Here is a 12,122-nt window from a genome sequence, read left to right as displayed (position 1 = left end):
GACAGAACGGGGACACACATGGTGCACCGACACCATCGCGAGACCTACTACGTCGTCAACGAGGGCCGGATCCTGGAGTTCGAGAAGGGGGCGGCGGTCGCGCGCGTGCCGAGCGCGACCGAGCAGCAGATGGCCTTCCGCTTCTCCCGGTTCGGTGAGAAGGGGGTCCAGCTCGACGAGGAACTGCTCGGCAAGCTGGCCGTGGCCATGACCACGGGCACCGGCGGCGCCGACCCGGACTCGGGGGAGCCCGGCGCGTCGATCCCGGCAGGGTTCACGTATCTCGGTCAGTTCGTCGACCACGACCTGACCCTGGACCGCACCCAGGTGGGCCTGGGCGAGCCGGTCCCGGTCGAGGACCTGGTGCAGGGGCGCAGCCCCGCCCTCGACCTGGACTCGCTCTACGGCATGGGCCCGCGCCACGCGGGCAGCGCCCGTTTCTACGAGCCCGGCGGCCGCCTGCGCATGGGCACGACGCTCGGCGTGGACTTCCCGCCCGAGTCGACGTCCAACATCGACCGCGAGGGCTTCGATCTGCCGAGGGCCGGCGAGGCGGCCGGCGGCACCCGGGCCGACCAGCGCGCCCCGCTCATCCCGGACACACGCAACGACGAGAACCTCGCGGTCGGCCAGCTCCACCTGGCCTTCATCCGCTTCCACAACCGGGTCGTCGACCACCTCGCCGACCGCGGAGTGCCCGAGCACCGGCTGTTCCAGGCCGCCCGGGAGCTCGTCGTGAAGCACTACCAGTGGGTGCTGCGCACCGACTTCCTGCCGCGCATCGTCGACCCGGACATCGTCGAGCGGGTCTTCGAACGCGGACGCAGGCACTTCGAACGCCCCGGGTACGTCCGCCCCGGCGACTTCCCGACGATGCCCATCGAGTTCTCGGTGGCGGCCTACCGCCTCGGCCACAGCATGGTGCGCGGGGCCTACCAGTGGAACAGCGTGTTCCGCGCGGGCGGCCCCGGTCCGATCGCCTCGCTCGGGCTGCTGTTCCGCTTCAGCGGGACGGCGGGGAACCTCACCCCGGGACCGGACGACCTGAGCGACCTCGACGACCCGGACTCCGGCGAGAACCTGCGGCTGCCGAGCAACTGGATCGTCGACTTCCGCCGGCTGTTCGACTTCGGCGAGATCGGCCGGGACGACCTGGTCGTGCCGGAGCGCGAGTTCAACGTGGCCAAGCGGCTGGACACCCTGCTCGTCGACCCCCTGTCCACGCTGCCCACCGGCACCTTCGACGGCCGGGGCCGCCCGGCCCCGCCGCCCATCCAGCGCAACCTCGCGTTCCGCAACCTGGTGCGGGCCTCGATGGTCGAGCTGGCCACCGGGCCGCAACTGGCCGCCCAGATGGGCTTCAAGCCCCTGACGGAGGACCAGATCCTGCGCGGCAACGGCGGAGCCGCGCTGGAGGGCTTCACCGACGCCGAGCGCACCCAGCTCGTGGAGCACACCCCGCTCTGGTTCTACGTGCTGCGCGAGGCCGAGGTGAACGAAGCGCGCCCCGGCAGCCTCACCGGGGTCGGCGGCACCCTCGTGGCGGAGGTCTTCCACCGGGCGATGGAGGGCAGCCGGAGGTCGATCGTGAAGCACCCGGGCTGGCGCCCGAGCCTCCCGTCCCACCGGAAGGGCAGGTTCACCATGGCGGACCTGCTGCTCTTCGCCTTCGAGAACGACCCGGAGCTGCTGAACCCGCTGGGCTGAGCGGCCACCGGCCGTGAGTCCCCGGCGTCGTGGACCGGGAGCGCCAGCCCTCGGCCCACGACGCCGGGACCCGTCGTCTCGTCGAGCCCGGGTCGGCGACGCCGGGACCGCGACCCTGTCGAGCCCCGGTCGGCGGGGCGGTCCGTCGCCGGGCCTACAGCCCGAACAGGGTGGGGTCCGTCGCCAGGACCCGGAAGTACTCCCGGGGGTCGGCCACCAGCTTGCGGATCCTCAGATCCATCAGCCCGCCGACACCCGTGATCTCGGCGGCCACCGTGCCGTCCGTCCTGCGTACGGTCTGCTCGATGCGGAACGTCTTGCCCTCGCCCCACACGAACACGCACGTCACCTCGACCTCGTCACCGGCCAGCAGCTCGCGCCGGTAGCGGACCGTCGTCTCCAGCGCAACGGGTCCGACCCCCTTCGCCAGCAGATCGGCCTGACGTATCCCGGCGGCCTGCAGCAGAGACCACCGCGCGTGTTCGCCGTACTGGAGGTACACGCTCTGGTTCAGGTGCCCCTGCACATCGGTCTCGTACCCGCGCACGGTCACCGGAACGTAAAACGGCTCGGCCATGACTCCCCCTACCTGAGGCGAACGGAACGCCCCCTAGCGTACTGAGCGCTTGCTCAGTCGACCCCGCCTCGCCCCGCCCCGACCCCCGCCTCACCCCGGCTCGATCCGCTAGACGCGTCTCGGCGAAGCCAACAGATAGCGCTCGCGCGTCCGGGGATCCGTGTGCTCGCCCGCGTGCCAGCCCGCCTCTTCCAGCGTCGCCCTGCAGGCCCGCAGCGCCTGCGCGTCGGGCTCCCGTACGGCGACGGCCTCGGGCTGGGGCGTGGCCCGCACGCGGTAACCGCCGCCCGCCGGGTCCGTTCCGGCGGGCGGGTGGCCCGCGGCTTCCAGTGCCAGCGCGGCGGCCTGCACCAGATGCGTGCGCTCCCAGCCGCAGGGGCGGTCCGTGGCGCCGCCGGTGTTCGTCATCCGGCGCAGTTCCAGAAGCCCCTGCCAGGCGCTGTGGACCTCCCGGGCCCGAGCCGGTCCGGTGGCGGCGGCCTCCTCACCGCCGACTCGCGCGGCGAAGACGCCGGTTCCGGCGGGAGGGGTGTCCGTCCGGGCTTGCTCCCGGGGGGCCGTCTCCGGGACCGGTGCCGGTGCCGTCTCCCGTATGCGATGCCCGGCCGGTGTGAGGAAGTGGTCGTGCGGCGGGCGCGGATGCCGGAAGGCCAGGCCCCGCTTCACCAGGGCCGCGAGCTGGTGCTCCGTACCCGTCAGCCGCCCGGTCACGGGCTCGGCGGCGTCGATGATGCGCCGCTGGGCGGCGGTCGGCGGTCGTGTCACGGCACCCTCCCTCACCCGAACCGGCCATGGGTCACGCCTACGGATACGGAGACTACGAGGGGGGTCTGACATTCCACCCCGCGAGGACCGGACGCCCGTGCTCCGTGCCGAGCCGGCAGACCGTGCCCGTGGCCAGCTGGAACAGCGCGCCGCCGGAGGCGGGCAGCCCGAGATAGCGGGCGGTGAGCACGCGCAGGAAGTGACCGTGGGCCACGAACACCACGCTGCCCTCCGTGTTCGCCAGCGCCGCGTGGGCCTTGGCCAGCATGCGGTCGGCACGGGCTCCGACCTCCTCCGGGCTCTCCCCGGGGTGCTCCGGAGGCCCCGGCGCCACGCCGTCCGTGAAGAGGAACCACTCCGGCCGCGTGCGGTGGATCTCGACGGTGGTGACGCCCTCGTACCCGCCGTAGTCCCATTCGACGAGGTCGGCGTCGACGCGCGCTCCGGTGAGTCCGGCCAGGTCGGCGGTCTCCCGGGCGCGCTTGAGCGGGCTCACGAACACGGCTCCGATGCGGTGCGAGCCGAGCAGCGGGGCGAGGCCGCGTGCCTGCTCGCGGCCGTGGTCCGTCAGTGAGATGTCGGTCCAGCCGGTGTGCTGCCCGGACACCGACCACTCGGTCTCACCGTGCCGCACAAGAAGAAGATCACCCATGCCCCCAGGCTACGAGTCCGCGGCGCCCGACGGCGTCCCGCGCCTCACAGGGCACGGGCCCACCGCTCCAACTCCGTGAACTCCGCCTCCCGTAGCCCCCGGCGCGGATCGATCCGCAGCAGCAGCGCGGCGGTGTCGTGGTGCTCGGCCACATGCCTGACGTCGAGGTCGGTGATCATGTCGTCGACCCAGACGAACGGCCGTCCCGCCGCCCACTCCAGAACCTGCCGGGTCTTCCAGTACAGCCCGTCCGGGTCCTCGGCGAAGAGGTCGGCGAACTCGATGACCGGCAGATCGCGGGGCAGCCCGATCACCGGGCCGATCATCTCGTTGGCCTCGTGCATCCAGGTCGTCGCCCACGCCAACTCGTAGGGCAGCGCGAGCAGTCGCTCGCCGTGCGCCGGATTGAGCCGGATCCGCAGGCCCCGGCGCAGCCGCCGGGAGCCCGGTTTCTGCCGGGAGGACCAGTAGGCCGGGCGCACCCGGTGGGACTCATAGCCGCGAGGACGCCACAGGCGGGCGCCGAACGGGTTCAGGGGGCCGTCGACGTCGAGGAGGAGCAGCGGACGCTCAGTCATGGGGAAGGGCTACCCATGCCGGGTGGGCACCGATGCCCGGACGCCCGCGTACGCCGACACCCCGGTCGGCGTACGCGACGGTGCCGTACCGACGTCCACGGCCACCCGCCGTCGACGGCCACCGGTTCCGGCCGTCGGCTACTGCCGGTACCCGCTCAGGAAGCGGCCGATCCTGCTGATCGCCGCGTCCAGGTCGTCGGCGTGGGGGAGGGTGAGGATGCGGAAGTGGTCGGGGGCCGGCCAGTTGAAGCCGGTGCCCTGGACGACCTGGATCTTCTCGCGGAGGAGCAGATCCAGGACGAACTTCTCGTCGTCGTGGATCTTGTGGACCTTGGGGTCGAGCCGGGGGAAGGCGTACAGGGCGCCCTTGGGCTTCACGCAGGAGACGCCGGGGATCTCGTTGAGCTTCTCCCACGCCACGTTGCGCTGCTCGTGGAGGCGGCCGCCGGGGGTGGTGAGGTCGGTGATCGACTGCCGCCCCCCGAGCGCGGCCTGGATGGCGTACTGGGCGGGCGCGTTGGCGCACAGCCGCATGGAGGCCAGCATCGTCAGGCCCTCCAGGTAGTTGCGGGCGTGCTGCTTGGGGCCGGTGACGACCAGCCAGCCGGAGCGGAAGCCCGCGACGCGGTACGTCTTGGACAGACCGCAGAAGGTCAGGACGACCAGGTCGGGGGCGAGCGCGGCGGCCGAGTGGTGGACGGCGTCGTCGTACAGGATCTGGTCGTAGATCTCGTCGGCGAAGACCATCAGGCCGTGACGGCGGGCGAGGTCGAGGATGCCCTCGATGATCTCCTTGGGGTAGACCGCGCCGGTGGGGTTGTTCGGGTTGATGATGACGACGGCCCTGGTGCGGTCGGTGATCTTCGACGCCATGTCGTCGAGGTCCGGGTACCAGTCGGCCTGTTCGTCGCAGAGGTAGTGGACCGCCTTGCCGCCGGCGAGGGTGGTCACCGCCGTCCACAGGGGGAAGTCGGGGGCGGGGATCAGGATCTCGTCGCCGTCCTCGATCAGCGCCTGTACGGCCATGGAGACCAGCTCGGAGACGCCGTTGCCGAGGAAGACGTCGTCCACGTCGACGTCGAGGCCCCGCTCCTGGTAGCGCTGGGCGACCGCGCGGCGGGCCGAGAGGACACCGCGCGAGTCCGTGTAGCCGTGGGCCTGCGGGAGCATCCGGATCATGTCCTGGATGATCTCCTCCGGCGCCTCGAAGCCGAAGAGCGCGGGGTTGCCGGTGTTGAGGCGCAGGACGCTGTGTCCCGCCTCCTCCAGCGCGTTGGCGTGCTCGATCACGGGGCCGCGGATCTCGTAACAGACCTCGCTGAGCTTGCTCGACTGCCGGAACTCCATGCGCCCTCGCCCTCCGGTTCGTTGTGATGCTTGGTTTTACCAAGTAGGTGCTTGGAAAGTCCAACGACATGTCTAGACTGCGTCCCATGTCACCTCGCCGAAGCTACGACCAGTACTGTTCCGCCGCGCGGGCGCTCGACCTCGTCGGTGACCGTTGGACCCTGCTGATCGTGCGCGAACTGCTGGCCGGGCCGCGCCGCTACACGGATCTGCACGCGGACCTGCCGGGCGTCAGCACGGACGTGCTCGCGTCGCGACTGAAGGACATGGAACGGGACGGTCTGTCGACACGACGCCGGCTGCCGCCGCCGGGAGCGGCGTACGTGTACGAACTCACCGGCCGGGGACGGGAGTTGCTGCCGGTGCTGCAGGCGCTGGGGGCGTGGGGGGAGTCGGCGCTCGGGGAACGCCGGGCCACGGACGCGGTTCGGGCGCACTGGTTCGCGTTGCCGCTGCTGCGGGGGCTGCGCGAGCTGGCCGGGAGTGGTGCGGGCCTCGTCGAGGTCCGGCTGGAGGAAGGGGCGTTCCATGTGTGGGCCGGGGCGGAGGCGGAGGAGGGGCCGGTGTACGGGGACGGGCCCGCGCCCGGGGAGGCGGACGTACGGCTGACCCTCGACACGGACACCTGCGGTGCGCTCGGCCGGGGGGAGTTGGGGCTGGGGGATGCGGTGCGGGCCGGGCGGGTCGAGGTGGAAGGGGAGGGGGCGCTGGCCAAGGAGTTGCGGGAGGTGTGAGGGGTTGTCGAGCGCCGTGGGTGAGCTTCGGGTGCGTGGGGCTTCTCGCGCAATTCCCCGCCCCCCTTCAGGCCCTGCGGGCCTGAAGGGGGGCGGGGGCTGTCGGCTTGAACCGGCAGGGGGCTTGGGGGTTGAAAAGCGAGGGGCGTAGCCCCTGCTTTTCAGGGGGGCGGGGAACTGCGCGAGAAGCCCCACCGGGCCGCGGACGAGATCGGTGGGGCGGCCCGGCGAACTCCCTACCGGACGGCGCGTCAGGCGCCCGGCGGTGGGACGCGACCCGGGCGGCCCGACCCCCGCGTCAGCGAGTACCCGGCGATACCCGCCAGCGCGGCCAGCACCGCCCCCAGCGCGGTCCACACCCACCGGTCGCTCCACCAGCCGGAGGCCCACCCGTCGTCGGGTTCGAGGGACGAGAGCACCGCCTCGGCCGAGGAGTCCTCGTCGTCCTCCTGCCGGGACGTCACCGCGATCCCCGGGACCAGCGGCTGGGCCAGCGACCCGTCGACCGCCGCCGACCCGCCGATGTCCTTGGAGTCGACCTCGACCTCGGCGCCGACCGGCAGCCCCAGATCGGCCGTGGCCAGCCGGGTCGTGGTGAGCCGGAGGTAGTACGTGCCCGGCAGCGGGTCGTCGGCCCACTCCTCCGACCACGCGCGGACCGTCCGCAGGGTGCAGGACAACTCGACGGACCCCGCCCCCGCTCCGGCGGTCCGGGTCTGCGCCCCGTACTGGCAGGCCTGGCGGCGCCGCAGCCCGTCGTACACGTCGATCTGCCAGGTCGAGGAGGACTCGGCACCCTCGGGCAGCTTGACGGTCGCCCGCACGGTGGGCCGTTGCCCCGCGTCGGCCGGGAACGACCAGTACAGGTAGTCACCGGTCGAGGCGTTCGCCGTCGCGGTCTGCCCCTGTTCGAACTCCCCGGCCGTACGGAAGGACGTGCCCGCCTCGGTGGGCGCGTCACCGCCGTCCGAGGGGCTCGCGGACGGCGTGGAGTCCGCGACCGCCGGGGAGACGGCCAGGCCCAGCGCCAGCAGGGCCGCGCTCAACACACGTGTGATCCGCATCAGTTGGTCCTCCAGACCGCGACCCGCCAACGTGACAGCCAGCCCCACAGCACACCCGCGAGGAACCCGACGAGCACCAACACACCGAGCAGCCACCAGCCGCGGCCGAGGCCGAAGGAGGCCACGTCGGCGGCCTGGTCGGGCCCGTCCACGACATCGACGGTGATCTCCAGCGGCAGACCGGGCGTGGTCTTCACACCGCTCGCCGGCGAGTAGGAGTGGGTCACCTGGAGACAGACGGTCTCGGCGACGTCCTCGTCCTCCTCGCCGTCGGCCTCCGGCTTCGGGTGCCGCAGACCGGCGGAGATGACGTCGGTACGGCCGGTGTCGGCCGCCTCGCCGCGCACGATCTCGCGGTTCTTCGTGGTCACGGCGCGCAGCAGCACCCCGTAGTCCGGGTTGACGTCACGGTCCGCCGCGACGCTCACCGAGGCCCGCAGCTCCTGGCCCGGCTCCACGTCCACGCGGTACCAGCGCTGCTGCCCGAACTCCTGGCGGTCCGTGTAGAGACCGGACGTCAGCGTGGGCGCCTGCGCGCACGCCTCGGCGCCCTCCACGGCCTTCGGCACCACCACGGGGTCGGCGGCTCGGTCGACCAACTGGTTGACCCGGTCGGTGAGTTCGTCCCGGTGCTCGATCGAGGTGTACGTGCCGCCGGTCGCCTCGGCGATGCAGCTGAGCTGGACGCGCAGCTTGGCGTTCGGGACCAGGCCGAGCGTGTCGATGGTCAGGCCGATGCCCTTCGCCGCGATCTCACGGGCCACCTCGCACGGGTCGAGCGGGGCACAGGTGTCCTCGCCGTCGCTGATCAGCACGATCCGCTTGGTGCCCTCGCCGCCCTCCAGGTCGTCGGCCGCCTTCAGCAGCGCGGGGCCGATCGGGGTCCAGCCGGTCGGCGTGAGCGTCGCCACCGCCGTCTTCGCCTCCGTGCGGTCCAGCGGCCCCACCGGGTAGAGCTGCGCGGTGTCCTTGCAGCCCGTCTTCCGGTCGTCGCCCGGGTAGTTGGCGCCCAGCGTGCGGATGCCGAGCTGGACCTCCTCGGGCGTGGCGTCCAGCACCTCGTTGAACGCCTGCTTCGCCGCGGCCATGCGGGACTCGCCGTCGATGTCCTTGGCCCGCATCGAACCGCTGACGTCCAACAGGAGGTTGACCTTGGGCGCGGTGGCCGTGGTCTCGTCGGCGACAGCCGTGGACGGGACCGCGATCCCGGCCGTCAGGGCGGCGAGCAGGGCGAGCACCCCTGCTGCCAGCCGTTGTCTTGTGATCATCGGCGGATCCTATTGATCCGGGGGGCCGTGCTTCAAAACGAGACCCGCTGTCCACGGGCCGTTCACCGCAGCGGACTCGGCACATCCGCCCAGATGTCGCCGGGCCGCTCCGGCGAAAGTCGCATCAGCGTCAACGCCTTCGTCGGTACCGGCCCCTCCAGCAACGTACCCAGATCCGCGGTGCGCGGCAGCTCCCGTACGGCGGCGGCGAGCGCCTCGCGCAGGACGGGCGTCGAACCGGCCGTCGCACCGAGCGTGCCCGTGATCAGGGCGCCGAACAGCTTGCGGCGCAGGGTCCTCTCGTCGTCCGTGACGATGCGGCCGGTCATCGCGGGCGCCGCGATGCCGTGCCGGGCGAGGCGTGCCGGGCTGACCCGGATGTCCGCGAGGTCGCGGTAGACGAGACGGCGGGGGGCACCCGACGGGGACAGGACCACCAGGAGGTTCTGGCCATGCGCCTCCAGGGCCACACCCACGTCGAGCAGCCGGAGGGAGACCGTGAGCGCGAGACGGGTGAAGTCCGTCAGCCAGGACGGCGACCGCGGCAGCTCGGTCGTCGCCAGGGCCGCCACCGGCAGGATCCGTTCACCGGCCGCCGTGTCCGCGTACGTGTCCGGTGACTCGCGCAGCACCGCCGCGAGATCCGGCGAACCGGCGGTGACCGCGCCGAGTGTGCGCGTGACGTGCAGCAGTCCTTCGGTGCGGGCCGCGACCTCGGCCATGAAGTCCGACACGATCGCCGAGGTCTCGATCGAGTAGACCGAGATGTCCCGCACGGAGGAGGTCAGCCGGGCACTCAGCGCGGTCTTGACGTGCGGACCGCCGTCCGCGAGGGCGAGGGTGCGCAGCGACATCAGCGGATGCGCCTCGATCGCCTCCCCCAAGGGGCACTTGAGGACATGGGCCGCCTGCCACGGATGCACCGGGACCAGTACCCGTCCGCCGTCCCGCAGCACGTCCGGCCACGCCCCGACGACCAGCGCGTCGTCGACGGGCGCCAGCCCCAGCCGTACCACCTGCCGGTGCTCCGGCCCGTAGGCGAGCTGGTCGCCGACCGAGAAGCCGGGCCGGGAACGGCAGTTGGGGTGGAAGGGGTGACCGTCGACGATCGCCTGCTCCCACTCCCAGCCCGCCCTCGGGGCCGGGACAGCCAAGGGGGTGAGCTGCGCACCCCGGTTGGCGCGCGACAGGGCCAAGGAGGCCACACTGTGGTCGAGTTCGGCGGCGAAGGCGGCACTGTGCGGGACGGCGAGCGCGCTCATCAGCCGTGCCGGACGGTCGTACGGGCGCTCGTCGAACCACACCTGTTCGACCCGCGCCGCGGTGCCGTACGGGTCCACGGCCGGGCCGTGCAGCCGCCGGCCGTCGGCGAGGTGGAGCGTGACCCCGTCCGCTCCGGCCGTCTCCCGCCGCACCACCCAGGGCAGCGGTTCGTGGACGAGGCCGCGCCACAGCCGGGTCAGCACCGCCGCCCGGGCGCCGGGCAGCGCGGTCGTGTACGGCAGCGTCAGATCAGGGCGTACGGCGCCCAACTCGGCGCCGAGCGAGGCCTCGGCGTCGGCTTCGGCGTCGATCGCGGGGGGACGGGCCACGGAGGGGCTCCTCGGGTGCGGGTGCAGGGACGACGAGTGCGGGCGCGGTGTCGGGCGGGTACGGGTGGCGACGGGGATGTCGGTTCGAGCGTCGGCGTACGACCACTGCCCGTCCGCCTCCTCCGCGACGCGTGACGGCATCGCGGGCGGACGCCTCATGGCTGCTTCGCGACGAGGCGTGAGGGGCAGACATACTGATCACGAGTGCACCGTAAGGAACGAATGGACCCCGTGGACGCCAACCCGCCCCGCGACAGCATCGGCGCCGTCGCCGACGCCCACGCCGCCGCACCCCTGCTCAACTGCCTTCTGCGGGAGGCGGGGGAGTCGGCCCGTGCGCCGGAGGGAGGGCCGGACGGAGAGCCGGCCGGGTCGTCGGGCGTGACCGTGGTGCACCGCCTCAGGGGCAGCGGCCGCCTCCTGCGGGTGCGCGGCTCCCGCCGTCCCACCCACCCCGAGGTGCGCACGGAGGGCGGCTGGCACGCTCTCACCCACACCGACCTCGTCAAACTCGTCGCCGAGGAACTGCGTGCCCTCGCCGGCCTCGCCAACTCCGAACTGCCCGCCGAGATGCTGGACAGCCGAGAGGCCGTGGCCGCCCTCCTGGCCCGGCGCGCCCACGCGCCGGTGCCGGAGGACCCGTACCGGCGCTCCGAACAGTCCCTGATCACCGGTCATCCGTACCATCCCGCGCCCAAGGCGCGCGGCGGCGGGCCGGCCACCGCCTGGCTGCCGTACGCGCCGGAGGCGTATGTCCGGTTTCCGCTGACCCTCCTCGGCGTCCGTGAGGACGCGGTGGTCGAGGAGGGCGACACCACCGCCCTCGACACCCTGGGCTCGGCCCCGCCCGGCTATCGGCTTCTTCCGGCCCACCCCTGGCAACTCGACCTGGTGGGCGACGAGTTGACCGAGGCGTTCGCGGACGGTCGACTCGTACGGCTGGGCCGGACGCGGGGGGAGACGTGGCCGACGGCGGCGATCCGCACGGTGTACGTGCCCGAGGCGGGACCAGAGGCGGTACCTGAGGCCGTCGGCGGTCCCGGCTCCGACCTCTTCCTGAAGTTCAGCCTCGATGTGCGGATCACCAACGACATCCGCCGGCTGTGGCGGCACGACCTGCTCAGGCTGCGCCGCACCGACCGGGCGGTCACGGGGGCCTTCGCCGGATCGCCGGGTGCCTGGCTGAGCGACCGCGGCTACCGCACCGCCGCCTTCGCGTTCGAGGAGCTGGCGGTGTTGGTGCGGGACGGCCTGGGCGGCCATGTGCCCCCCGGCACGACACCCGTCCTCGCCGCCGCCCTCACCGAGAGCGCCGGGGCCTTCCCGGGGAACCCGCTCCTGCGCGCCACCGACCCCGAGGCCTGGTGGGACGCGTATCTGCGGGCGGTCGTCCCCCCGGCCCTCGCCGCGTTCCACGGCCACGGCGTCGTGCTGGAGGCCCACCTGCAGAACACGGTCGTCGCCTGCGACGCCTCGGGCACCCCCGTCCAGGTGGTCTACCGCGACGCCGAGGGGGTGAAGCTCCTCCCGGACGTCACGCGCGCGGCCGGCTGGGAACGGCTGGTCTACTGCCTCTTCGTCAACAACCTCCTGGAGATCGCGGCGGCCCTGACCGAGCACCACCCGGCGCTCGACCCCCGGCCCGCCGTACGACGAGAGCTGGAGCGCCACGGCCACGTGCCGGAGGTCGCCGACCTGCTCGACTCGCCCACACTGCCGGGCAAGACGAACCTGCTGCTCAGATGGACGGGGGCGGACGGCGCGGCTGCGCGCTACCTCCCCCTGCCCAATCCGTTCCGCCGACCGCCCGGTCGCGGCGGCCGGTGACCGCCACGTCG

Annotated in this window: 11 protein-coding genes; 3 read left to right on the top strand and 8 right to left on the bottom strand. The window is 72.8% G+C overall.

Annotated elements, in window-relative coordinates; all coding sequences use genetic code 11:
* The first annotated feature begins 18 nt into the window (after window positions 1-18).
* On the top strand, window positions 19-1,707 hold the full coding sequence (locus P8T65_RS09095) for a heme peroxidase family protein (RefSeq protein WP_316724887.1): 1,689 nt from the start codon (window positions 19-21) through the stop codon (window positions 1,705-1,707).
* 154 nt (window positions 1,708-1,861) lie between these two features.
* Here P8T65_RS09095 and P8T65_RS09090 read toward each other — a convergent pair whose 3' ends face one another.
* The 5 genes from P8T65_RS09090 to P8T65_RS09070 all read right to left on the bottom strand — a co-directional run bounded on the left by P8T65_RS09090 (window position 1,862) and on the right by P8T65_RS09070 (window position 5,626).
* The gene (locus P8T65_RS09090) at window positions 1,862-2,284 is read right to left on the bottom strand and encodes an acyl-CoA thioesterase (RefSeq protein WP_316724886.1); all 423 of its coding nucleotides are present in this window, start codon (window positions 2,282-2,284) and stop codon (window positions 1,862-1,864) included.
* A gap of 108 nt (window positions 2,285-2,392) precedes the next feature.
* Complete coding sequence (locus P8T65_RS09085) at window positions 2,393-3,049, bottom strand: hypothetical protein (RefSeq protein WP_316724885.1); 657 nt, start codon at window positions 3,047-3,049, stop codon at window positions 2,393-2,395.
* 52 nt (window positions 3,050-3,101) lie between these two features.
* On the bottom strand, window positions 3,102-3,701 hold the full coding sequence (locus P8T65_RS09080) for a histidine phosphatase family protein (RefSeq protein WP_316724884.1): 600 nt from the start codon (window positions 3,699-3,701) through the stop codon (window positions 3,102-3,104).
* Between the two features lie 44 nt (window positions 3,702-3,745).
* Window positions 3,746-4,279 carry an HAD domain-containing protein gene (locus P8T65_RS09075; protein ID WP_316724883.1) on the bottom strand — a complete coding sequence of 178 codons (534 nt, stop codon included), beginning with the start codon at window positions 4,277-4,279 and terminating at the stop codon, window positions 3,746-3,748.
* A 138-nt stretch (window positions 4,280-4,417) separates the two neighbouring features.
* Window positions 4,418-5,626 (bottom strand): pyridoxal phosphate-dependent aminotransferase, encoded by a 1,209-nt coding sequence (locus P8T65_RS09070; RefSeq protein WP_316724882.1) that lies wholly within the window; start codon window positions 5,624-5,626, stop codon window positions 4,418-4,420.
* Window positions 5,627-5,712: 86 nt separating this feature from the next.
* Between P8T65_RS09070 and P8T65_RS09065 the strand changes: the two genes are divergently transcribed.
* Window positions 5,713-6,360 (top strand): winged helix-turn-helix transcriptional regulator, encoded by a 648-nt coding sequence (locus P8T65_RS09065; RefSeq protein ID WP_316724881.1) that lies wholly within the window; start codon window positions 5,713-5,715, stop codon window positions 6,358-6,360.
* A 251-nt stretch (window positions 6,361-6,611) separates the two neighbouring features.
* Here P8T65_RS09065 and P8T65_RS09060 read toward each other — a convergent pair whose 3' ends face one another.
* The 3 genes from P8T65_RS09060 to P8T65_RS09050 form a co-directional block, all read right to left on the bottom strand.
* Complete coding sequence (locus P8T65_RS09060) at window positions 6,612-7,424, bottom strand: hypothetical protein (RefSeq protein WP_316724879.1); 813 nt, start codon at window positions 7,422-7,424, stop codon at window positions 6,612-6,614.
* Window positions 7,424-8,692, bottom strand: coding sequence for a VWA domain-containing protein (locus P8T65_RS09055; RefSeq protein ID WP_316724877.1), 1,269 nt, complete (start codon window positions 8,690-8,692; stop codon window positions 7,424-7,426). Before P8T65_RS09055 ends, P8T65_RS09060 begins: the two co-directional genes overlap by 1 nt.
* Window positions 8,693-8,754: 62 nt before the next feature.
* On the bottom strand, window positions 8,755-10,443 hold the full coding sequence (locus P8T65_RS09050; protein WP_316724875.1) for an IucA/IucC family protein: 1,689 nt from the start codon (window positions 10,441-10,443) through the stop codon (window positions 8,755-8,757).
* Between the two features lie 63 nt (window positions 10,444-10,506).
* Between P8T65_RS09050 and P8T65_RS09045 the strand changes: the two genes are divergently transcribed.
* Window positions 10,507-12,111 (top strand): IucA/IucC family protein, encoded by a 1,605-nt coding sequence (locus P8T65_RS09045; RefSeq protein ID WP_316724873.1) that lies wholly within the window; start codon window positions 10,507-10,509, stop codon window positions 12,109-12,111.
* Window positions 12,112-12,122: the final 11 nt, after the last annotated feature.

This window comes from Streptomyces sp. 11x1 (assembly GCF_032598905.1).
Classification (GTDB): Bacteria; Actinomycetota; Actinomycetes; order Streptomycetales; family Streptomycetaceae; genus Streptomyces.
Note: the sequence above shows the minus strand (reverse complement) of the source record. Positions and strands in the feature narration are given on the sequence as shown.